The 21,513-nt window shown below is 67.0% G+C and carries 20 protein-coding genes and 1 pseudogene; 13 read left to right on the top strand and 8 right to left on the bottom strand.

Annotated features, from left to right (window positions below; all coding sequences use genetic code 11):
- Window positions 1–89: 89 nt before the first annotated feature.
- Window positions 90–401 (top strand): annotated as a pseudogene (locus ACFUC1_RS12330) (integrase core domain-containing protein); the annotation flags it as partial.
- 132 nt (window positions 402–533) lie between these two features.
- Window positions 534–995: a hypothetical protein gene (locus tag ACFUC1_RS12335; RefSeq protein ID WP_379120098.1), complete on the top strand. Its 462-nt coding sequence runs from the start codon at window positions 534–536 to the stop codon at window positions 993–995.
- A gap of 852 nt (window positions 996–1,847) precedes the next feature.
- On the opposite strand, the gene ACFUC1_RS12340 is transcribed toward ACFUC1_RS12335, so the two are convergent.
- The 4 genes from ACFUC1_RS12340 to ACFUC1_RS12355 are packed head-to-tail and all read right to left on the bottom strand — an operon-like array spanning window position 1,848 to window position 8,476.
- Complete coding sequence (locus tag ACFUC1_RS12340) at window positions 1,848–2,279, bottom strand: hypothetical protein (RefSeq protein WP_379120100.1); 432 nt, start codon at window positions 2,277–2,279, stop codon at window positions 1,848–1,850.
- Window positions 2,276–3,751: an RHS repeat-associated core domain-containing protein gene (locus ACFUC1_RS12345; RefSeq protein ID WP_379120102.1), complete on the bottom strand. Its 1,476-nt coding sequence runs from the start codon at window positions 3,749–3,751 to the stop codon at window positions 2,276–2,278. Before ACFUC1_RS12345 ends, ACFUC1_RS12340 begins: the two co-directional genes overlap by 4 nt.
- Before the next feature lie 46 nt (window positions 3,752–3,797).
- On the bottom strand, window positions 3,798–6,716 hold the full coding sequence (locus ACFUC1_RS12350) for a DUF6531 domain-containing protein (protein ID WP_379120104.1): 2,919 nt from the start codon (window positions 6,714–6,716) through the stop codon (window positions 3,798–3,800).
- Window positions 6,713–8,476 (bottom strand): DNRLRE domain-containing protein, encoded by a 1,764-nt coding sequence (locus ACFUC1_RS12355; RefSeq protein ID WP_379120106.1) that lies wholly within the window; start codon window positions 8,474–8,476, stop codon window positions 6,713–6,715. Before ACFUC1_RS12355 ends, ACFUC1_RS12350 begins: the two co-directional genes overlap by 4 nt.
- A 1,010-nt stretch (window positions 8,477–9,486) precedes the next feature.
- Here ACFUC1_RS12355 and ACFUC1_RS12360 point away from each other — a divergent pair.
- From ACFUC1_RS12360 to ACFUC1_RS12390, 7 genes are all read left to right on the top strand, one after another.
- A complete protein-coding gene (locus ACFUC1_RS12360; protein WP_379120108.1) occupies window positions 9,487–9,741 on the top strand; it encodes a hypothetical protein in 255 nt (84 codons plus the stop codon).
- A 4-nt stretch (window positions 9,742–9,745) separates the two neighbouring features.
- Window positions 9,746–10,171, top strand: coding sequence for a hypothetical protein (locus ACFUC1_RS12365; RefSeq protein WP_379120110.1), 426 nt, complete (start codon window positions 9,746–9,748; stop codon window positions 10,169–10,171).
- Complete coding sequence (locus tag ACFUC1_RS12370; RefSeq protein ID WP_379120112.1) at window positions 10,168–12,723, top strand: ATP-binding protein; 2,556 nt, start codon at window positions 10,168–10,170, stop codon at window positions 12,721–12,723. Before ACFUC1_RS12365 ends, ACFUC1_RS12370 begins: the two co-directional genes overlap by 4 nt.
- Window position 12,724: 1 nt before the next feature.
- A complete protein-coding gene (locus tag ACFUC1_RS12375) occupies window positions 12,725–14,737 on the top strand; it encodes a hypothetical protein (RefSeq protein ID WP_379120114.1) in 2,013 nt (670 codons plus the stop codon).
- Window positions 14,738–14,982: 245 nt separating this feature from the next.
- Entirely contained in the window at window positions 14,983–15,378 is a 396-nt protein-coding gene (locus ACFUC1_RS12380; protein WP_379120116.1) for a hypothetical protein, read from the top strand.
- A 1-nt stretch (window position 15,379) separates the two neighbouring features.
- Complete coding sequence (locus ACFUC1_RS12385) at window positions 15,380–16,522, top strand: C40 family peptidase (RefSeq protein WP_379120117.1); 1,143 nt, start codon at window positions 15,380–15,382, stop codon at window positions 16,520–16,522.
- On the top strand, window positions 16,515–17,186 hold the full coding sequence (locus tag ACFUC1_RS12390; RefSeq protein WP_379120119.1) for a hypothetical protein: 672 nt from the start codon (window positions 16,515–16,517) through the stop codon (window positions 17,184–17,186). Before ACFUC1_RS12385 ends, ACFUC1_RS12390 begins: the two co-directional genes overlap by 8 nt.
- 74 nt (window positions 17,187–17,260) lie before the next feature.
- On the opposite strand, the gene ACFUC1_RS12395 is transcribed toward ACFUC1_RS12390, so the two are convergent.
- Window positions 17,261–17,791: a hypothetical protein gene (locus ACFUC1_RS12395; protein WP_379120121.1), complete on the bottom strand. Its 531-nt coding sequence runs from the start codon at window positions 17,789–17,791 to the stop codon at window positions 17,261–17,263.
- Window positions 17,788–18,141 (bottom strand): hypothetical protein, encoded by a 354-nt coding sequence (locus tag ACFUC1_RS12400; RefSeq protein WP_379120122.1) that lies wholly within the window; start codon window positions 18,139–18,141, stop codon window positions 17,788–17,790. Before ACFUC1_RS12400 ends, ACFUC1_RS12395 begins: the two co-directional genes overlap by 4 nt.
- Window positions 18,142–18,412: 271 nt before the next feature.
- On the opposite strand from ACFUC1_RS12400, the gene ACFUC1_RS12405 reads away from it, so the two are divergent.
- Window positions 18,413–18,970 (top strand): HD domain-containing protein, encoded by a 558-nt coding sequence (locus tag ACFUC1_RS12405; protein WP_379120125.1) that lies wholly within the window; start codon window positions 18,413–18,415, stop codon window positions 18,968–18,970.
- Here ACFUC1_RS12405 and ACFUC1_RS12410 read toward each other — a convergent pair.
- Both ACFUC1_RS12410 and ACFUC1_RS12415 read right to left on the bottom strand, forming a co-directional pair.
- Complete coding sequence (locus ACFUC1_RS12410; RefSeq protein WP_379120127.1) at window positions 18,938–19,408, bottom strand: NUDIX hydrolase; 471 nt, start codon at window positions 19,406–19,408, stop codon at window positions 18,938–18,940. The two genes, ACFUC1_RS12405 and ACFUC1_RS12410, sit on opposite strands and share 33 nt — an antisense overlap.
- Window positions 19,409–19,418: 10 nt before the next feature.
- Window positions 19,419–20,177 carry an XRE family transcriptional regulator gene (locus ACFUC1_RS12415; RefSeq protein ID WP_379120129.1) on the bottom strand — a complete coding sequence of 253 codons (759 nt, stop codon included), beginning with the start codon at window positions 20,175–20,177 and terminating at the stop codon, window positions 19,419–19,421.
- A 112-nt stretch (window positions 20,178–20,289) separates the two neighbouring features.
- Here ACFUC1_RS12415 and ACFUC1_RS12420 point away from each other — a divergent pair, with 112 nt between their 5' ends.
- Genes ACFUC1_RS12420 through ACFUC1_RS12430 form a run of 3 tightly spaced genes read left to right on the top strand, consistent with a single transcriptional unit; the run spans window position 20,290 to window position 21,236 of the window.
- Window positions 20,290–20,733: a plasmid replication, integration and excision activator gene (locus ACFUC1_RS12420; RefSeq protein ID WP_379120131.1), complete on the top strand. Its 444-nt coding sequence runs from the start codon at window positions 20,290–20,292 to the stop codon at window positions 20,731–20,733.
- Between the two features lies 1 nt (window position 20,734).
- The gene (locus tag ACFUC1_RS12425) at window positions 20,735–20,983 is read left to right on the top strand and encodes a hypothetical protein (RefSeq protein WP_379120132.1); all 249 of its coding nucleotides are present in this window, start codon (window positions 20,735–20,737) and stop codon (window positions 20,981–20,983) included.
- Between the two features lies 1 nt (window position 20,984).
- Window positions 20,985–21,236 (top strand): hypothetical protein, encoded by a 252-nt coding sequence (locus tag ACFUC1_RS12430; protein ID WP_379120134.1) that lies wholly within the window; start codon window positions 20,985–20,987, stop codon window positions 21,234–21,236.
- Window positions 21,237–21,513: the final 277 nt, after the last annotated feature.

Consider the following 21,513-nt stretch of genomic DNA (forward strand, 5'->3'; position numbering starts at 1 on the left):
CCTCGGATGGAAGACCCCGGCCGAGGCATTCAACGAGCATCTACTCTTGCTCCAACAAGCCGGTGTTGCAACGACTGGTTGAACCCGGTCAGTACCTGTCCATCCGCTATACCGAACGCCTCGCCGACGCCGGGATCACCGCCTCGGTCGGCACCACCGGCGACTCCTACGACAACGCCGCCGCCGAGGCCCTGAACCGGCTCTTCAAGACCGAGCTCATCCGACGCCACGGCCCTTGGCGAACCCTCGAGCACGTGGAGTTCGAGGTCCTCAAATGGGTCGACTGGTACAACCGGGAACGACTGCACTCCTGGTGCGAGGACACCCCGCCGGTCGAGCACGAGAAGAACTACTACGCTGCCAAACACCCTCGCCGGCAACCGCCGAGGAAGCACACCTGACTCTCCACTGAACCCGGGGCGGTTCACACCCTGACCGCCCAGGGCGCGGTCCCGGCCGGCCCACCCCCGGTGGCGTCCCACCGCGGCCCGGGCAGCCGTACCGGGCGCAGCATCGTCGAGGTCGAACGGACCGTGGCCCGCAACGGGATGGTGTCCCTGGGGCAGCGGGCGGTGCTGGCAGCAGAGGTCCTGGCCGGACGGCGCGTCGGGATCTACATCGAGGACGGCGCCCCGCTGCTGTTCTTCGACCCCGACACCCGACAGCTGCTGCGCACCAGACCCAACCCCTTGAGCCCGGGTGAGGCCGCCACCTTGCAGCGGGCCCGCCCGGTCGGCCCGGTCCCACGACCCTCAACCGAACCCATCCGGGTGCAACGGCGGGCGTCGAACACCGGCGTGATCATGGTCGCCGGGCAGAAGGTCGCCCTGGGCCGCATCCACCGGCACACCACCGTCACCGTGCACGTGTCGGACACGACCCTGGCCATCGAGCTGCCCGACCAAGACGACCTCGTCATACGGCGGACCACGACCCAGCCCGTGCGTAGCATCAAAGGACAGCGGCCACGGACCGCTACAACCTCAGTTTCCTAGCCCACAGGTTGCACATCACCTGACGGACCGAGGTTGCACATCACCCGTCGGATCACAGCACCGAAGCACCGGAGGTCTTACTGTGCCGCACTGGTCGTCTTGTCGGTGGTTGAGCAGCGTCTGGACGCGGTCCGGGCGGTTCTGACTGGTGGTGATCTGGCGGTGGCCGCCGCAGCGTGTGCCATGCACCGAGTCATGTTGTGGTGGTGGGTGGGCGGGCGTAGAGCACCGGATGATCTGTCGTCGCCGGGCAGAAGGTGCTCTGGGCCGGACCCACCGGTACACGGCCGTTACCGTGCACGTGTCGGAAGCGACCCTGCCCATCGAGCCGCCACACCAGGACTACCTCGCCATCGGCCGGACCACAACCCAGTCCGTGCGTAGTTTCGAGGGACATCGGCCACGGACTGCTACACCTCAGCTTTATACCCCACAGTTTGCGACGACGGACCGAGGTTGCGAATCACCCACCGGACCACAGCCCCCTTGCCTTTCATCTCGGTAGTGACTTGATGTATTTGAGCCGTTCGACACGCCACTTCTGACTGCTCCCGCCTCAATCCGCTTGGCCAAACTGGAATTGTCCATTTCAGGAGAGCTTGCAAGGGTCGGGTTAACTTCGTTGCAATCTCGGGCGGATCGAGCCGCCAGGGTCGAGGCGCTGAACAATTTGACCACGGCAGGATGGGCTGTCGGCGTTCCGAGGAAGTGCCTGGGCTCTTGTCGCATAGCCCATGCCACCTCCACTCGGTTCGGATCGAATCACAAAGCGAGCGCAACGCCGAACAGGAACGGCGAGCCTCGCACCCGCCCGTCAGCCCAAGGCGCGCTAGGCGTCTTCCGTCTCCGGGCTCACCTCAGCACGGCCTGACAGAAGCGGACCACCCGTCGATTGGGTTGTGAGCCAATCGAGTAGGCGGCAAATTCTCTGAGAACCTGCGATTCTCCCTCACTATTAACCACTTCAGGGGCCCACGCGTGAAAGAAAAAACTCTCAATTTCCACCGGACGGGCGGCCACTACATCGATCCGCTCCTTGCGGAGAACTCCATGCAATAACAGTTGGCCCCTGCGCGATTCAACCCTAATTAAGGCGATCCTAATGGCCAGCACGCAGCCGCCCAAGCCCAGTACGCCCAAAATACGGCCTGCCCATCGTCCGGATTGAGGGTCTAAATAGGCCGAAGCTCCCGCCACGGAAATTAGCAAGACAGAAAGTGCCAAGACAAAACTCCAGGGTGAGCGGAGAACAACCCGCTCGCTGTTGATCAATTTCTGGATCACCTCGTTTCGCCACCCATCAGCATACGTGAACCGGTGAGCACGTTAAGCGGATGCGTTGGTAGCCACAGAGCGTAGGCCCGCGAAATTTGACGTGATCCGACACGCACATGCCCTAGTCCGTTCCACATGCCTCCCTTGGGTGGACTGGTTCGCAGACGAGCTAGGAGATTCCTTCCCGGCGAGAGCCACCGCGGTCCTAATCCGCCGAACTGGAAGTTCCTCCATAGAAGGCCGCCGCCGGTACCCGCCGCTGTAAGTATCCCATCTGCGGCGATGGATCCAGCATTGCGGCGCCAGCCGCCGTTTTCGGCCGCCTTCTGTTGGCTGCGAAGACCCCAAGCGGCAGCTTGCATGACAGCGCACGACGCCCAGCCCACGCCTGGGACCATGCATCCGACTGTCGCACCGATGGTGGCCAACCTTCCGCGGTGCCGCCATACCCAAGAACCGATCTGACGCCACAGGTGCCCATCCAAATCGCTGAGGTTAACGGGGTCCGTCGGGTAGGCGTAGGCACTGGAGGAGCCCCCTGGCTCAGGGTCGGTGCTAGTGAATCGCCCGGTGGCGGGGTTGTAGACCCGGTCGCCCATGAGGGTCAGGCCGGCAGTGCCGGTGCTGGTGGAGCGTTGTTTGGCGCCGAGCCATCCGTAGCCGACGGGCCCGGCAACGGTGTTGGTGGCGGTGGTGTCGGTGGGGGCGCCGTATTCGGTGTAGTCGCTCCAGGCGGTGATGCTTGTGCAGGCGGTGGTGGTTGCTTGGGTGGGGTCGATGCCGACGGTGGTGACGACGTCGCCGTGGGGGTTGGCCAGGGTGAGCTGTGCGGCGCCCGTGGTGGCGTCGATGCTGGCGCCGAGGTCGCCGCCGATGGATTCGGCGTAGCGGGTGGTTGTGGTGGTGGTGCCGGTGATGGAGGTGGTCCAACCGGGGTTGTCGCTGGTGTCGGTGTAGTGCCGGATCAGGGTGCTGCTGGTGCCGCCGGTGGTGGTTGCGGTTTGCCGACGCCCGGCGGAGTCGAGGGTGAAGGTGGTGGTGGTTGGGGTGCTAGCGCCCTGGGTGATGGCGCGGATGAGGTCGTCGTCGTAGTAGGCGAGGGTGATGTCGCCCTTGGTGGGGTCGGGGGCGTCGGCGCCGGGGATGGTGGTCTGCCGGCCGAAGGGGTCGTAGGTGTATGTGCCTGCGCTGTTGCCTCCGGTGGTGGGCCGGTCGGCGTTGTCGTAGGCGTAGCTGGTGGTGGTGGGGGTGTACCCGGTGGAGGTGCAGTTGCCGTCGGTGTGGTTGGTGCTGGTCAGGGAGGTGCGGCGCCCGTTGGTGTCGAAGGCGTAGGCGCGGACGACGCAGGGCGCGGCAGCGGTGGGTGGGGTGTCCGGCGATTGGGTGGTGCCGGTGGCGCTGGCAGTGGTGTCGGTGACGGTGGTCAGGCGCCCGTTCTGGTCGTAGGCGTAGGCACGGTCGTAGGCCTTGGCTCGGCCCACGGACGGGGCGGTGATGTCGGTCGGGTCGCTAACCCCGGGTGTTCCGTCAAACGCGGCCCCGTCGGGGGTGTACTCGTCGACGACCCGCCCGAGGGGGTCGTGATCCAGGGACCAGGTGAGCCAGGGCTGGTCCTGTGCCGGGGTGCCTGGGGTGTAGATGGTGTTCCCGGAGGTGTCGGTGGACTGGGTGACGGGGGTGACCTGCCCGGCGTAGGTCAGGGACGTCAGCTGGCCTGCTTGGTCGTACATCCGGTGTTGGTACACCTGGCCGGGCAGCACCTGGGTGGTCATGTTCCCGGTGGCGTCGAACGCTGCCGAGTAGGCCAGGGCTCCAGCGGTGCCGGCGCGGGTGATGGTCATCCCCGTGGTCAGGCCGCGGTGTTCGGTGGCGTTGGCGGCGTCGGTGCCGTCGTAGGTGTAGGTGGTGGTGCCGAGCGGGTCGGCGATGCTCGCGACGGCGCCGGCGCCGGGCTGGCCAGGGGGGGGCATAGGTGGTGTTGGTGGTGTCGTACGTGCCCGCCGTCGGGGTCTCAGCGCGGTAGGTGACCTGCCGGCCCCACAGGTCGGCCACGGCCGTCTTCGCAGTGCTGGTCAAGGTTCCGGCGCCCGGGTCGGTGGGGCCGGTGTAGTCGACCAGTCCCGTGGCGGGGTCGTAGTGGGTGAACGTGGCTGGCCGGGACGTCGAGCCGGCAATGTTGGCGGAGGTGGTTTGTGCCTTCGTGGGGCGCCCGGCTGCGTCGGGGGTGATGGTGGTGGTCCGGGTGGCGGTGCCGGAGGTCTCGAGTGTGGTGGCGGGGGTCAGCCAGTAGGAGTAGGCGGTGATCCTGCTGTCGGGCAGGGTGGGCCCGCTGGTCGGTGCCGCTGCGGGGTACGTGCGGCAGGTCAGGCCTGCCCATTCGGGGGTGCCGCCGCAGGCGCTGTCTTCGGTGTTGGTGCCGGCGGTGTAGTAGGCGGTGCGGGTCGTGCCGGCGTCAGTACCGGTGGATGCGGGCTGCCGTGTCTGGGTGACGCGGCCCTGGGTGTCGTACCGGGTGGTGCGGGTGATGGCCTGGGCCCCGGTACCGGTGGTGATCTTCACGGGGGTGCCGAGGGCCCACCCGTCGCCCTCCGTGGTGTCGGTCGAGGAAAGCTTGTCGTAGCTGTTCGTGGTGGTGCTGGTCGTCTCCTGGACGGTCCCGGTGGAGTCGACCGCCGTGATGGTGGTGGTCGTGGGAAGCCGGTAGGGGCCGCCGGTGGCGGGGTTGATGTCCCCGTTCGGGGCGCCGGCGTCGTAGTCGGTGTGGGTACGCGGTCGCAGGGTCAGCTGGCGCCCGTCGGTGAGGGTGATCAGCCGCTGCGGGGCGGTGACGTCGGTCACGGACAGTTCGTCGGGGGTGTACGCGGTCTGGGTCGAGAGTTGGTCCACCGCGGCCGAGGCCATGGGGGACCCGGCCGTGGCAGCGGCTTGGATGGTGTTGATTGCGGCCGCGTCCAGGGTGCGGCTGATGTTCCCGAGAGCGGTGTAGTCGGTCGCGGACAGCTGCCACGCACCGGCGCCGTAGCTGGCGGTGTTGACGGTGTACCCCTGGTCATCGACGTAGGACAGGTCGGCGTACGGCCAGTCACTGGCCGTGATCGCGGCCGGGCTGGTGCTGGTCACGGGGTGGTCCGGACCGAACACGGCGTACCCAGTGGCCGGGGTCTTCCGCTGGTTCCACGCGCCCACGGTGGCAGCCTGGACCGACGGCAGCCCGGTCGTGGTGATGGTCGGGTCGATGCCGTACACGAACGACGCCAACGCGGCGCTGGACCCTCCCGTAGTGGCCGGGTCGCGGGTCACCTGCGCCAGCCGCTGCGAGGCGTCATAGGTGAACCGGTACGGGGCCAGCCCGGTCGGGGTGATCGACGCGATCCGGGTCGAGGCACCATCCCAGCTGTACCCGGTGGTCAACCCAGTCACCGGGTTGGTGACCGACGCCAGCCGGTGACTGGAGTCGTAGGCGTAGGTCGCGACGGTGACGGTCTTCATAGCGGCGGTGCCTGGGTCCCACATGGTCGGCGTGACGGACTTGACCTGCCCGCTCACGTCGCCAGGGAAGGTGGTGCTGGTGGTGGTGGCGTAGGTGATGTCCATGGCCCGGCAACCGCGGGCGAGGGTCCCGGCGGTGGGGCACTGGGAGCCGGTCATGCCGTCGGGCACGGCAGCAACGATGCGGGTGACGCGCCCCGTAGCGTCGTGGCCGTAGGTGCTGGCACCGTTCTGGCCCGGTTCGGTGACGCTGTCCGGGGTCCAGGTGGTGACCGCGGTGGTGCTCACGGCCCCGGCCGGGGCGTACGCGGTCTTGGTGCCGTCGGGCTCGGTCAGGGTCAGCCGGGTCGCTGAACCCGTGCCGGCCACGGTAAGGGTGTTGCCGGAGTCCTTGGTGTCCTGGGTCAGCGGCACGTATGTGGTCGGTGCGTAAGTCCCGCGCCCTTGGGGGTGCTGGAAGACCAGGGCGGACCCGTCGGTGTCGAGCAGGACGACGGTGCCGTCGACGCTGGTGTTGTCGGCCACGTCCATCCCGGCCGTGCCCGCGGAGGGGCCGTCGAGGTTGGCTGTCCACCCTGGCCCGAAGACGCCGGTGGCGGGGTCGGTCGGCCATCCGGTGAGGGTGCCGTCGCCGTTGAACGATGCCTGGGACCGGGACAACGTCAGCGGCCCGGAGTAGCCGGGCACGGACACGTCCGTGGTGGAGGTGGTGAACTCGCCGGTGAACAAGGCAGCCTGGCCGGGGCCTGCGGCGGCGGTCGGGTACCCGGACCCGAACGCGTGTGGCACCACCGTGACCGTGGTGTGCGAGGTCGGCCACGTGCAGGTGGTGCCCGGGGTGGTGCCCCCGGTGTAGGTGAAGCACATCTGCAGGTCAACGGTGACGGGCGTGCGGGTGGGCAGTCCGGCGTTCTTGATCGCTGTGGCCGCGTCGAACGTCGTCGACGCGCTCATCATGACGCTGGTGTCAGACGGTGGGGTGAAGGGGCTGCAGTGCCGGTAGACCAGTCGGCCGTGTCCGACGCGGCCCCGGATTTGCGCCACTGCACGGTGGCGGACACACCCGTGGCGTTGCCCTGAGGTTTGGCCGTCGCGGACGCGGTGAACATGCCCGTGCTGGTGGTCCCGGCGGTGGGGGTGTTCAGGGACGTGTTTCCCCACCCGAAGCTGGTGGTGACCTTGTCACTGCTCCACGTGGACGCGGTGGCCGACATCACGGTCACCGAATGGCCGCCGTCCCGCTTGGGGACACTGATCCCGCCGAACGTGCCGGCCGTCTGGTTGGTGCTAATGACGATGGTGGGGGTGGTCGCCCCATCGACGTACACGTACACCCGCACCGGCTGGTTGTTGGCCCCCGACGCAGCGGGGACAGTGACGGTGCAGGCGACATCGCTGGTCGGGGAGGTGGTCGACCACGACCCGTTGGGGTACCCAGGGCAGGAGACACTCGGCGCGGCCGGCTTGGACAGTGCCGTCTTGAACGTCGTCCACGGCGACCAGTTGCCGTTCCACAGGTTCCGGTCATCCATTACCGCCGAGCGCACGTACAACGTCGCGTTGTCGGGCAGGCTCGGGCTGGGGTTGCACGACGCGCGCGCCCCCGACGCCGCGAACGAGGTCACGCAGGAGGAGATCTTCGACGCGGCGCTGCCTGTGGTGTCGTTGTGGACCTCAAACGTCTGCTGCACGGTCGACCCGTCAGGGTCGGTCGCGGTCGAGGTCACCGTCGTCGACCCGTACGCCACGTACGTCGACCCGTTGTATGTCACCCCGTTGCTCATCGTCGGCGCCGCGGCGATGTTCGGGCGCCGGTTGTACGTGTACGTGACGTACGGGTCCTGGGAGGACTCCAAGGAGTAGAACTTCTTCCACCCGTAGTTGTCTGTCTCTGAGGCCGACAACCGGATCGCCGAGTCGTTGTACGTCGTCACCTTCGACCACGTCTGCGCCAGACCGGTGATCGGAACACTGACCCGGCCCTCCGCGCACGAGGATGAGTAGCCCCTGGCCGTGGTCAAGGACCCCCACTGCGCGATCGGCGCGGGCTGGGTGTTCCACGTCGTCGCCGACGTCGTCCCGTTCGCGGTGTGCACGTAGAACGGGTACGCCGTGCATGACCACGAGTAGAACTCGTACAAAGACACGTTGGCGGACACCACGTCCAACCCGCGCAGCGCAGTGATCGGGAACGTCAGGAACGACCGGTACACGTCCCCACCGCCGTTGTACGTCCCCACCCGCAGCTCGGTCGCCGTCGAGTACGTCGACGTCGGGTACGCACTGGACACGTACGTGTCAAACGTCGTCCCAATCGACCCCGACGCGTACGTCGGGTCAATCGTGATCGGGAACACACGGGCCGGGTCAACCAACCACCCCTGGTCCGGGGTCAGCGTCAACACCGCACGACCCTTGCCACGCTGCGCCACCGTCATCCGCACCGGCGACTCGTTCACCCGGTTCCCCGACCGGGCATCCACCGCCGCATCCCACGCCACCGGCGCGGCAACGCTCGAGGCCACCGTCCCCGCACCGTCCACGAACGACACCGACCCATCAGCGTTCGCGCGCGCGGTCAAGCCCTTGGTCTTGACCGGGATCTGCCACGACACCTGACCCGAACCCGCCGCCGACATCGCCGCCAGCGCTGCCGGCGTGTTGATGACCAGGTGCGTCTCGAAACCCGTCCGGCGGGCGTCCACACTCAGATCCACACCAGGCTGAACATCCCGGTACGTCGCCGTCGAGCCCGACAACACTGGGGCACCTAACCGGCCCGACCACCCGAACACCACATCCCGCGCCTGCCCACCCACGCCGGGACGCTCATGCGCCGCAACCGCGTCAACACCCGCCGCATCCGCCGCCGAGCCATCAGCTCCGCGGCCCGCACCCGCGAGCGACAACCCGAGCACGTGCCCCAGCGGCCCCACCGTCCCATCAGGACGCTGACCCATCCGCAGGTCCACCCCACGCCACACCCCCGAGGCGTCACGGAACCGAACCGGCGCCTGATGCATCTGCGTGGTCAACGTCCCATCCGGGTTCGCCCACGTCGTCGACGTCTCCGACCGAAGCGCCTCCACCTCCACCGGGCGACCCTGCGACCGAGCCGACACCCGCGCCGACACCTCATCCGGACGCGACACCACCGCCGCCGCCGGAGGCTTCACGGCCACCGAAGCAACCGCAGCACCCGCAGGCACACCCGCCACCACCGAGACCGCGACCGCCGCAGCCACCACGCCAGAAACCCACCGGAAACGAGAACCACGAATCCGCCAACCGGAGAACGCAGACACAACAGAAAGACGCACCGACACGGCCGAACCGCCCCTTCACCCCGATGCGTCGCAACCCTGTTCGAGACGCCCGCGCGCACTCTCCACCGCAAGACTGACGCCGGCGTGGCGAACGACTCAATCCCTTACTAACTCTTTACTCGTTTGGGCTGCATGTCGTCTCCTGCTACCCCCGCACTCGGGGTCCCCAAATGGCGGCCAAGGCCTGCCGATCACTGTGCGCTACGTCGCCGCCCGAGACCGTGTTGACCATCGAACCCTTCATGGGACCCAAGCGTGAGGCGCAATGCCATCGGGCGAACAGCAGGTCAACAAACAGTAAGAAATCGTCTTCAAACAGGACAATCGGTGGACTGCGGGCGTATCGGGCGGGTTAATGGCTGGCGCGGGTGGCCACTCGCACCAACCGATAGGGGCACCTCATGCACACCCTGAACACCACGCTGGTTGAGGCCGCAAGCACCGGCGGCCTTCAGTCCTGGATCAAGGACAACATCATCCCGCTGCTCCTCCTGCTCATCGCAGTCATGCTGTTCGTGCTCGCCCAACGAGGCGACAACGCCAAGGCGATGAAGGTGGTCGCCGGCGTCATCGTGGCGCTCGGAGTGCTCGGCCTCGCCACCAGCGGCAAGGCTGACAACCTCGGCGCCTGGATGGCCAGCCTCATCACCGGGTGACCTGATGAGACTCCTCGTCGACGACGAGATCTACAACGTCAACGCCGTCTGGTTGGGCCCACCGAACAAGACCCTCCCCTTTCGAGCCCGCTACGTGGCGTATGCCGTCGGTGCCATGGTCTTCGTGCTCCTCCAGATCATCGAGCGCCGCTTGGGGATAGGGCTGGGGTTCTTCAGCCTCGCGTACAGCCTGCTCGCCACCGTCGGGCTGACGCGCCTGATCCTGAGTGTCGTCGACGCGGACCGACCGCTCAGCTCGGTCCTCAGCGGATTCGCCCACGAGGTGGGCGCACCCCGCGAGCGGACCAAGCCCACCGTTGCCGTGATCCGTCCGGCTCGGGTCCACGCCGTCCCCAGGCGCCTCAGCCGGGCTCAACGCAGGGCAGCCCGACGAGCAACCCAGATCGTCCCCGCGGAGGCAGAGGCATGAACACCAATGCAGGCTTGGCACTGCGTCGTATCAGCGGCCACTGCACGGTCACCGCGGACAAGATCTACGCCTGGTACCTGCTCGACGCCCAAGGCTGGTCGTTCCGTCCCGACGCCGTGAGGGAACAGCTCATCATCGACGGCGCAGACGTGTACGCCCAGCTGGTCAAGCGCACGCTGCACATCCGTTCCACGACCCGCCCCTATCCGGTGAGTCGTTGGGCCGCGGCTCATGACCAGAACGCTCCGGCCCCCCTGCCCGCGTGGCGCGAGCACCTGTTGACTGACCAGCACCACCTGTCCGGTCGCAGCATGGCCGACAAGGAGGTTTATGTCGGCGTGGAGATCCCGGCCCGCAAGGGTCTGCACAAGGCCTTGGGCGGCCTGGCCGGGACCTTCTCCGACCGTGAGGTGGCCGCCCTCTCCAAGCACATCCGGGCCACCGACGAGATCATGGCCTCCCCCGGCATGGACGGCGTGCCGGTCACTCCTCGCCAGCTGGAGTGGCTGCTGCACCGATCGTGCTCACTGGGCCTGCCTGCACCTCTGACCCTGGGCGCGGTGGACGACGCCCACTGGGAACAGGAGGACCTGCACGAGTTCACCGACCACGTGCAATGGATCGCAGAACCATACGGGCGGACCATTCGCGTGCTCGGCGAGAACGAGAACCAACGCGTCGAACGGTACGTGTGCGTGCTGTCCGTCGGCCGCATGACGGACCTCGAAATCCCATCCGGCATCCCCTGGATGCAGCGCACCGACCAGCTCGGCTTCCCCGTCGAGTGGTCCGCCCGCGTCACTATCGAGGACTCGGCCAAGGTGGGAATGGCGATGCGGCGCAACATCCAGAAGATCCGCGCGCAGAAGGACCACTACGAGCTGGAGCACCACGAGCCGGCTCCGGGCGCGCTGGACCGCCAGGCAGACAAGGCCCTCAACGTCGAGGACGAGATCTCGATGGGACTGTCCGGCCTGTCCACCCGAACCACCGGCTGGTACCGCCTGGCCGTTTCCGGGGCGACCGAGGAGGAGGCCCTCGAGCGCGCCAGCCTGCTGCGCAAGCTGTTCGCACCTCAGATCACCATCGCCCGGCCCGCCGACCAGTACGCCGTCGCCCGGGAGTTCATCCCCGGCGAGAAGCTCGCGTCCGCGGCATACAAGCGACGTATGCCCGTGACCACGCTCGCCGCCGCAGTCCCGGCGGCCACGGCGAAGGTCGGCGACCGCGTTGGGATCCACCTCGGCGAGACGTCCGGGACCAGTGCGCGTGTTGTCACCTGGGAGCCGTGGGAGACCACGGAGACCCGGGAGGAGTCGGGGCTCGCCGTGTTGTGCGCCGGTCTGGGCGGCGGCAAGTCCACCGCCGGCGGGAATATCATCTACCGCACCGTCCTCCAAGGGGTTCCGTGGACGGTGCTGGACCCGTCCGGCCGGCTCACCGCCCTGTGCAGGCTGCCCGAACTCGCCGACGTGTCTCAGCCCATCGACCTGCTCGACGCTCCTGCAGGTTCGCTGTGCACCTACCGCGTCATCGCGAACCCCAGGCGGGAGCACTACGACTCCGAGCTGGACTGGAAGGCCGCCCTCAACCAGGCCGAAGACACCCGGCGGCTGCTCACCTCCAGCGTGCTGCGGGCGGTGCTGCCACGACAGCTGCAGGACCACGTCCTGACCGAAGTCGCGCTGATGAGGGCCGTGGGGGCCGTCCGGGCTTCGACCACCTCGTCCACGCACGACGTGGTCAATCAGCTGCGTCACCTCGAGGGCGACGCAGACCTGGCCAGGCACGCCGGATACATGGCCGACTTCCTCACCGAGGCGGCCAAGACCAGCCACGGCCGGCTCATCTTCCCCAGCGGGTACATGCAGGACTACGAACGCACCGATCCGCTGCTGACCGTCTACAGCCTGCGCGGGCTCGCGCTGCCAGACGAGTCGACGGCCAACAGCGAGGATCTGGACGAGCGGCTGTCCATGTGCGTGCTCTACCTCGCTGCGTGGCTGACGCAGCGTGGGATGTACCTCGGCGACGTTAACGCCCGCAAGGGGATATTCATCGACGAAGCCTGGGCACTGTCCACGTTCAGCACCGGCCGTCGCTTCATCGACCGCGCCGCCCGGGACTCCCGGAAGCACAACACCAGAGTGCTCATGGCCTCCCAGAACCCCGCAGACCTGCTCAAGCTCGACCTCGCCAACCTCATCAGCGCTGCGTTCATCGGACGGCTCACCGGCGAAGACGCTCAACGAGACGCCTTGAGGTTCCTCCCCGGCATCCGCGAAGGGATGGGCTACGAGTCGATCTTCGGCACCCTGTCCCGGCCCACCCGCGAGGGCCGACGCGGGTCCCGCGAGTTCATCTTCAGCGACGGCACCGGCGGCATCGAACGCATCCGGATGGACCTGTCCGCCCACCCCCGGCTCCTCGAGGCGCTCAACACCACCGCCCAACCCGAGAAGGCCCTCAACAGGGTCGGTCGCGCCCCTGTTGGAGAAGACGAACTCGGCCTGTCAATCGAGGAACAAGCCAGCCAGCGAGAGAGCGCCTGACATGGTCGCCACTCTCCGATCGGTCGTATGCCGAGTCCTGGCCGTTGGGACGATTCTCGCGGGCGTCGTCCTTGGCGCCGCCGGCGCGGCCTCCGCCGCCCCATCGCTCCCCGGCATACCGGACTGCAAGGACGCCCCCACCGCCCAGCTGCCCGGCGGAGGGATAACCGGCTTCCTAGACCCAGGACCGACCACCCCACCGAAACCCGAGGACCCGTTCGTCACCCATCCACAGACCAGCGTCTACGAGCAGTACGGCTACGCGGGCCTGGGCTGGCACACCTACGACCTGGGGTGCGGCGGCGGGGTTCGCGACGTCGAGGCAAGCATCGACACGGCCACGGGCAACTTCCTCATGTCGGCCGCGACCTGGGGAGCGGCCGCCTCCAACGGGTTGCACAACAAAGTCGCCCACCCAGAGCAATACATGGCACCGCTGGACGATGTCGTCACGGCTGTAACCCAGCGGCTGCACGACTCCATCTGGAGCCCGTGGGGTGCGACCGCCCTGGTCGGGGTCGGGGTGCTCCTACTCCTGTACTCCCTGCAGGGTCGGCTGTCCTCCGCAACCTCCGCCGCCGCCTGGGCGCTCTTGGTACTCGCTGTCGTCGCTGGCATCGGCCAGTACCCCAGCCGCGTCGCGAGCTTCTTCGACACCACCGTCTCGAGCAGCGTCTCGTCCATCAACGCGGGGGTCAGTGGCCTGACAAACCTTCCAGCCACGAGCGACCCAGCCCGCGCGCAGGGCGCTCTGGTGGTCGACCGGGTCTTGTACGACAACTGGCTCCGGGGCGAACTCGGTTCCACCGACTCCCCCGCAGCGAAGAAGTGGGGCCCAGCGCTGTTCAAGGCCAGCGCGTTCACCTGGGCCGAGGCACAACAGGCGGAGCAAGACCCTGAGGCCGGCAAACGAATCGCGGAGACGAAGCAGGAGAACTGGAAGAAGACCGCGGCCGAGATCCAGGACAAGGACCCCGTCGCCTACGGATACCTCCAAGGCAAGTCCGGCGGCCGAGCAGGAACCGGCGTCATGGTGGCCCTGGGCTCGACGTTCACACTCCTGTTCCGGCTCGTGGCAGACATCTTCCTGTTCGCGGGCCTCGTCATGCTCCGACTGCTCGTGATGATGTTCCCCGCCATCGCCGTCGTCGGGGTCCTGGCACCGATGGCGTCCATCGTGCGCCGCGTCTTCTCCATGGGTGGGGCCGCGGTGGTCAACGTCATCGCCTTCTCAGCTGGGTCCGCCGTGCACACCACGATCGTGTCCGCGGTCCTGACCCGATCGACCACCACCGGCATGGGAGTCCTCGGCATCGTCCTATGCCTCGTCGCCACCGTGGCCGCCTTCATCGTGCTGTACCCGCTCCTGAGCTTCACCAGCATCCTGGGCCAGTCCGGCGGTCCACGATGGCTTAAACGTGGCGGAAGCGAGGCGTGGCGGTACACCTCTCGGAGACTGGCCACCAAGCACGGCGTCAAGGACGCCGACCACGAGCTCGAGGACGAGCACCAAGACGGGAAGCCGACCGGGACCACGCCCCTTGTCATCACCAAGCCCGTGCTTCGCTACCGCATGTCCCACCTGCCCTCGGAGGCGTTCGGGCGGCCAGAACACCCGCGAGTCAGCCACACCGAACGCGCCCTGACCTCCCCCCAGCACCTGCAGGTCACTGCGGTCGAGGCACCTCGCCTCGTACGGGAACGAGGTGAGGACGTGAGCAGCGAGCTGCCGGCGCGCCCCAGCTCTGGGCCATCAGGCACTAGCGAGGACCCGGCATACGCCCTCGCGGCCACGGCCCGGGAGGCAAGCGTCGACCAGGCCCGCGCCACGGGCTTCTCCGGGAGAGCCCTGTCCGGCGTACTTGTCGATGAGATCCCGCCAGAGGCACAAGAGCTTCCGAACCTCGCCCACGACTCGCACACCGAGATCCGGCCCGACGGCATCGGCCCGCGCCTGTACGACCCCGACACGAAGCGCACCGTCCTTAGCCTGCAACGGCGGCCCGAGGAATGACCGGTACCAGCCTCAGCCGTGCCGTCAGGTGGCCCCTCTGGTCGTGGCGCAACCTGGCCATCACTGCGATGGCTAGCCTCGTTCTGCTGGCCGTCATCGGGCGACTCACCGACGGCTTCGGTCGCGCCGCCGCAGCGGGTCCGCCGCCGATGTCGCCTTCCGTTGCCGCACCCGGGCCACCGGCGGCTACGGTCCCAGCACCCGACACCAGCACGACCAGCACCACAGCCACGTCGTCTCCGACCGTGTCCGACACGACGCCGACAGCGGCGTCTACGCCCGACAAGGGTTCACCCGTGCAGGTCGCCACAGCCTTCGTTAGCGCATGGGCGACCACCACGGCTGGGGAACAGGCCTGGCTCACCGGGATGAAACCCTGGGCCACCCCCAAGCTGGCCAACTCGATGAATGGCACGGACCCCGCCCAGGTTCCCGCCACCAAGGTGACAGGGGATGCTCGCCTGACCGCGACGAAGGGACGCACCGCAACCGTCAGTGTCCCCACCGATGGGGGCCGCATCGCGGTGGGTCTCGTCCAGGTGGCCGGAGCATGGAAGGCAGACACTTTGGCCCCCGACGACGCACCGCCCGGGGCCACGACCCCCAGCCTCGACCCGTCCACGGTCAGCAGCGGAGGCTGACATGCCCGCCCCGATCGTCGCCGCCGGCCTCCAGGTCGCACGCAAGGTGGTGCTGCGCAGACTCCTGCGCATCGGCCTCGTCGTGCTCCCGGTCGTGCTCGTGGGGGCGGTGGCAGTCGGCCTGCTGACGCTGTTGCTCGCCAGCGGGGGAGGCGACTCCGGGGGCGGAGCCTTAACGACGGGATCGTGCAACACCCTGACGGCCCACGCGGGCGAGGGCGGCGGCACCCAGACGTCCGCTCTCACCCCGGAGCAGCTCACCAACGCGCAAACGATTGTCGCAGTCGGACGCCAACTGAACGTACCGGCGTACGGGTGGGTGATCGCCGTCGCCACCGCACTCCAGGAGTCAAGCCTCACCAACCTGCCCACGGGCCATCTCGACAGCGTCGGGCTCTTCCAGCAGCGAGCCGCATGGGGGCCCACGGCCGACCGGCTCGACCCCGCAAAGGCCGCGCGCATGTTCTACGAGGGAGGTGCGGGTGGCCAACGTGGGCTGGTGAAGGTCAAGGGTTTCGAGTCCATGACTGTGACCGATGCCGCGCAGGCGGTCCAGGCCAGCGCCCTTCCCGATGCCTACGCGCGGTGGGAACCCCTGGCACGACAGGTCGTCGCCAACCCCGCCGTGTTGTCGGCCAGCTGCTACAGCGAAGCTGACTACGTCGGTGATGGGACGCCCGGCTCCAACGCCGTCGCATCAGCGCTGCAGGAGCTTGGAACGCCATACAGCTGGGGCGGAGGCGGCATCGGCGGACCAGGCAGAGGTTTCGGACCCGGAAGCAGCACGGTGGGTTTCGACTGCTCCTCGCTCGTCCAGTACGCCTACCACCAGGCCACCGGGATCACGCTTCCCCGCGTTACCGACGCCCAAGCCGCAGACCTGCCCAGGGTTCCCATCGGGTCAAAGCTTCGCGCCGGAGACCTGCTCTTCTTCCGGTCCCCGGGCGACCCGCCCGGCAGCTATCACCACGTCGGCATCTACGACGGTCAGGGCGGCATGGTCCATGCACCTCGCACCGGCAAGACAGTTGAGGTTGTCCACGACGTCCTGAGCAACCCCTACTTCCGCTCACAGTTGGCGCTCGTCACCCGCCCCGCTGCAGGTTCAGCCCAGGTGACTCAGGCAGGTGGTAGTCATGGGTAGCCCTGATCCGATCGACGCCGAGCTCGAGGGGCTGCTTGATGCCGGCCTACGCCCGGACGGCGCCGACAGCGTTCCGGCGCTGCTCATCCGACGGGCGAAAGACGTTCACGAACCACTGATCGGCAAGAGAGCCCGCTTCCTCATGACGAGCCACTCCCCCGAGGGCGATTGGTTGGCCTACGGATGGAAGGACGGCCTGCGCATCGTCTCTGAACCGATTGGAGGCGCTGGGCAACCCGAGGAGGCCTGCATCTGGGTGCAAGAGGAACGCGACTTCTACGGAGACTGCGACACCACCAACCGCTTCGCGGTGGGCCTCAGCCGCGTCTGGGTTGAGCAATACGTGTCCGCTGCGCCTGAACGGGCTGGGTTCCCGGAACATGCCTGGATCGACAACCTGAACCGCGACCCCAATTCGTCCGAGTTTCGGAGGTTGGCCCCCATCGAGGGGTACCCGGACCCCGTCGGGCGTCGGGTGCTCGTCATCGGTGAAGAGGTAGTCACCGACTTGAGAGCCGTCGGCCCCGTTCGCATGGCAAGTTCAGGTGAACTGGCGATCCCGATAATGGCCGAGAGAGATTGGTATCGCTGGGCCCGCGACTACCCGGCCGCGCCTCATCCAACTCTCCGGTGGGAACCGGCGCCCGGCGTCTGGGTTGAGTAGGTGGAAGCCTCCGATTACAACCGGTTCCGTACGGACGTAACTCGCCCCATGAGCCTCGGAATTAGGCAAGCGTCCTAGGCTTGACGCTTACCCCGGAGGGCGACACTAACGACGCCCCCGATCGCAGCCACGCCAATCGGTGAAAGGGCGGCTACCGCGACGCCGGTCGCACCCTTGGTGAGTGCGAATATGGCGACAGCGGCTAGCAGCAGCACGATGCCGCCAAGCACGGCAAGGCCAGCTTTGACCATCTTATAGCCGTCCGACTGGTCCTTAATCGCTAGGTCAGTCATCTGCTCAGTGTCTCTAACAGTGACATCCATCGCGGCTGCGTACTTTGCCATCAAGACCTCGCGCATCTCTTCCGGCGCATTTGCAATCGCCTCGATCTGCGACGAGGTGAGTCCAAGCTGTGTGCCCACGTCGATTGATTGCACAATAGTTGCCTGAAAATGCTGCACCTCCTGCCGCAGTGCCCGCACATCCTCACGAACCTCAAGCAGCTCAGCCTCCACGATCTCTTCGGGAGGTTGCAGCGACTGCGGCGGCTTGTTGGACTGCGCTGCACCTTGGGGGGCGGAGGCGACCGGGGGCTCCGCGCTCACCGCTTTTTCTGCCCGTCCACCTTGATGTGGTCAGCGGCGAGGGCTTTACGGTGCTTCTTGCTCTTTGCCTTGAGCGCCTTTCCGCCCGTACTCTTCTTCGAGCCGGCAGCAGTCAACGGACCGGCGATCTTCTTATCCACGGACCGGAAAAGTGGTTCAACAGAACTATCGAACTTCGCAGCGGCACGCCGACCGATAGGCTCTAACGGAATCTCCACATTCTTGATTCCGAAGGTTCGCACTTTTGAGATAGGCGCTAGTTTGACCACTCCGGCTGAGAGCGTTTCGATCATGCCGGACACGACGGCAACCGTCTCCGTCGCCATCTCGTCACTGCGCGTCTGGGCCATGCGCCGCAGCACCTCCTTCTAGGACGGCCACATCGTACCTACGTACCTTGGCATCTAGCCCTCCGACGTACGGCCGAGTTTGTGGCAAGACACGCCCACAACTTCCAACGCGACGAGGCGCGGAACTAGTTCCTGAGGGCGAAACCATCCCTCGTCAGGAGGATGCACTTGCTGCGCCTTGCTCTCCGAGGTGTCTCCGAGCCGGGCATGGGGACTAGCCGGGCATGGGGACTACCAGGCAGGCCCTGTGCCCGATTTGTACGCTGGGGGCATGCGAGAGGTGTCGGCCATGCACACTGCCGAAGGCCTGCTGGCCCAACAGGAGCCGCGATGGTCGCATGTCCGCGGGGTTGCAGCGGTGGCGGAGCGCATCACAACTCTCGCAGGTTGGGGTCGCGACGTCGTGGATGCCGCCTGGCTGCATGACATCGGGTACGGCCCCACGGTGAGTCAGACAGGCTTCCATCCGCTTGATGGCGCCTCCTTCCTAGCGAGAGAAGGATTCTCCGAAAACATCGTTGGCCTTGTGGCTTTCCACACGGGCGCTGAGTTCGAGGCCCAAGAGCGGTCGCTCCTGGGGGAGTTGCATCGCTTCCGACGGCCCGACCAAGCCGAGCTAGATGCATTGATCCTGGCCGACCTGTCAGTCTCGCCAGAGGGCGCCCGCGTGCATCCCAAAGCGCGCATCGCGGAAATCCTGGATCGGTACTCCACCTCTGACCCGGTTCACAGGGCTGTAACTAGATCTAGGGAGTACCTGCTTGCGTGCGCAACTCGGGCAGCTCTCGCCACGGGATCACCCGATGAATGGGGCTTCGCGGCCGCTTAGGCCGTGCCGGATCCGCATGCGCATTGAGGGATGGATGTCCAAATTCTCCAGGTCCTTCGGCGCGATCCACCGGACCTCGCGGCTCTCGGTGCTAGGGGTCGCCTCACCACCGACCAACCTCGCTCGAAAGGCGATGGAGAACTGCTGACGTACCTCGCCGTCGTCGTAGGCCATGACGTGCCGCGGATTCGTGTATGTGCCGGTAATGCCGACGACCTCGACGTCGTAGCCGGTCTCCTCCTTGACCTCTCGTACGACGGTGTCTGATACGGACTCCCCGATCTCGTGACCGCCGCCCGGCAGCGCCCAGAGGTTGTTGTCAGTCTTGTGGATCATGAGGACCCGCCCGGCGTCGTCTTGGACGATCGCCACAACGGAAGGCACCACGCTGTTGGCCTTGGGTGCGTCCGGGTCGTCGATGTAGTCGGTACGAGCCACGTCTGCGAGCCTAGGCGACCCAGTCCTCAGTGACCGCTTCAGCAGACTCCCACACCCGTTCGAAGGCCTTCATCTGGTGGTCGAACATACGACCGCCGGCAATGCGGTGGAGGTGGACTACCGGCGAATGGTTAGCAGGCGCTCCGAACGCGTGATGGTTCGCGAAGAGTTCGTCGTCGAACCGGAAGATGGAGCTGTACAGGGTGCTGTCGTGTGCTCGGGCCTCGATGCCAGGCACGCCCAGCAGCGGCTTCATGTACATCCAGGTGATGCGGCAGCGCGCACTCAAACCATCGCCGAGGCCCTCCTCCACCCCTCGGAGCTTGACTGCGGCCGATCCCGGATCTCCGAAGAGGAGCCGGACGCGTGTGCCGGCCTTCGCTCTGGTGGCGACCAGCTCGTCGAAGTCCGCGATCGTGTCGTGCAGGAAGGTTGCCGCGAAAGCCAGGATGTCGATGCACTCCGTGGCGTCGCCAAGCAGCGACTCCCACGTCCCCGGTGGCACACTGCCCCGATTCGGATGGACAGCAACGACTTCCGCGGTGCTGGCGGCCTCGACTCGCGCCTCGCTGAGGGCGTCAGGCCACAGGTAGTGCTCGTCCTTGCCCAAGCGGGCTGCAGTGGCTTGGCGTGAACGTCGGTGGGGAATGCGGCCGGTGCCCACCCACCGATCGATGGTCTTCGGGTCCACCCCCAGATCCACGCCCAAGGACTCGCTCGTCAGGCCGGCTTGGACGATCGCGGCACGAAGTCGCTCGTTCGATCCCATCGCTCCCCCTTTTGGGACGGTTCGCCCACTTTATGACGTCCTGAAGTGTCCCGCAGGGCGGTGACGCCGTAACTGTGGATGACGGTCCTATGGAGTCGCGCCAGAAGGCGTAATGGAATCCGGAAAGGACAGCACCATGGCCATCGCCAAGCGATTCAAGATCTCCCACGATGAGGTGTTCCCGCATGGGGCCTACCTCGTTTCACCCGTCACCCCGGTGGGCGACTTCGAACGGTCCACCCAGGACAACAAGGTGCAGCAGGTCGACAAGGACAGCGGCCTCCCCCTCTGGCAGGTCGAGGTCCTCGACGCCGACCCTGACGCCAGCAAGGCCCAACGCACGGTCACGATCAAGCTCGCCGCGAAGGTCCAGCCGGTCCCGCCGTCCAACGACTCCGGCACGCCGTTCACACCGGTGACCTTCGTCGGCCTCAGCGCGCTCCCCTACGTCGAGCAGGTCACACAAACCTTCTCGAGAGTCGCCTGGTCCTTCCGTGCGGACTCCATGCAGTCCGCGAAGCCGGCGTCAATCGGCGGTCAGGGCAAGGCGGCGTGACATGCGCCCCTTCGACATCGTGGCGTGGGCAGAGGCCCTCGGCGTCGGTGAGCGCGAGCTGCCGTGGGCCTTGGCCTCCCGAGTTCGTCAGGTAGAGGAGCTCCACGCAGAGCTGACCAAGCTGCGAGTCGGCATGGCAGAGGTACCGGACGAGGCGATGCTCGCGTCGATCAGCTCGGCAAGCCGAGCTCTGGGCGCCGCGGGTGATCGGCTCACCGACGCACTCTCCGACGTCCGCCGGGAGCACTGACATGCGATCCGGCCGCGTCATCGACTGGGCGACTGCCTTGGAGACCAGCCCAGAGGAACTGCACCGACGACTCCGCGGCCTCTGGCAGGAGCAGGAAGACCTCTACGCACGCGAGGTCCGGATCCGGGAGCAGCTCCATGAGTGCCCCGACCGGGAGCTGGACGGCCACCTGATGAAGGCAGAGCGGCACATTGCGCAGGCGTCCATCCTGCTGGGCGAGGCAAGCGTCGACGCTTCGCGAGTGAGGTTCTAACGTGCGACGGCAACCCGACGAGGCCATGTTCGACAGCGACGACCCCGTGTCGATCACGGTGGAAGCCGCAATGCGACTGGTCTGGGCGGCCGCCGTAGCCACCGTGGGCATCGTGGTGTCGGCTTTCCGGCATCCGGTGCTCACGGCCGTGTGCGGGGGCTTCGCCTTGGTCGGTCTTCGGTTCGGCCACCACGCCGTGCTCGGCGTCGCAGTTGGCCTCGCTGGCGCAGTCGCCCTGTGGAGGGTGGCTCTCCCCGGCTCGTTCAACGGGTGCTGC

The organism is Pedococcus sp. NPDC057267 (genome assembly GCF_042668795.1).
GTDB lineage: Bacteria > Actinomycetota > Actinomycetes > Actinomycetales > Dermatophilaceae > Pedococcus.

Coding starts and splice junctions, on each gene's coding strand:
- ACFUC1_RS12350 (WP_379120104.1), bottom strand. CDS start 6,716: ATGATGAGCGCGTCGACGACGTTCGACGCGGCCACAGCGATCAAGAAC.
- ACFUC1_RS12360 (WP_379120108.1), top strand. CDS start 9,487: ATGCACACCCTGAACACCACGCTGGTTGAGGCCGCAAGCACCGGCGGC.
- ACFUC1_RS12365 (WP_379120110.1), top strand. CDS start 9,746: ATGAGACTCCTCGTCGACGACGAGATCTACAACGTCAACGCCGTCTGG.
- ACFUC1_RS12370 (WP_379120112.1), top strand. CDS start 10,168: ATGAACACCAATGCAGGCTTGGCACTGCGTCGTATCAGCGGCCACTGC.
- ACFUC1_RS12375 (WP_379120114.1), top strand. CDS start 12,725: ATGGTCGCCACTCTCCGATCGGTCGTATGCCGAGTCCTGGCCGTTGGG.
- ACFUC1_RS12385 (WP_379120117.1), top strand. CDS start 15,380: ATGCCCGCCCCGATCGTCGCCGCCGGCCTCCAGGTCGCACGCAAGGTG.
- ACFUC1_RS12390 (WP_379120119.1), top strand. CDS start 16,515: ATGGGTAGCCCTGATCCGATCGACGCCGAGCTCGAGGGGCTGCTTGAT.
- ACFUC1_RS12400 (WP_379120122.1), bottom strand. CDS start 18,141: ATGGCCCAGACGCGCAGTGACGAGATGGCGACGGAGACGGTTGCCGTC.
- ACFUC1_RS12405 (WP_379120125.1), top strand. CDS start 18,413: ATGCGAGAGGTGTCGGCCATGCACACTGCCGAAGGCCTGCTGGCCCAA.
- ACFUC1_RS12415 (WP_379120129.1), bottom strand. CDS start 20,177: ATGGGATCGAACGAGCGACTTCGTGCCGCGATCGTCCAAGCCGGCCTG.
- ACFUC1_RS12420 (WP_379120131.1), top strand. CDS start 20,290: ATGGAATCCGGAAAGGACAGCACCATGGCCATCGCCAAGCGATTCAAG.
- ACFUC1_RS12425 (WP_379120132.1), top strand. CDS start 20,735: ATGCGCCCCTTCGACATCGTGGCGTGGGCAGAGGCCCTCGGCGTCGGT.
- ACFUC1_RS12430 (WP_379120134.1), top strand. CDS start 20,985: ATGCGATCCGGCCGCGTCATCGACTGGGCGACTGCCTTGGAGACCAGC.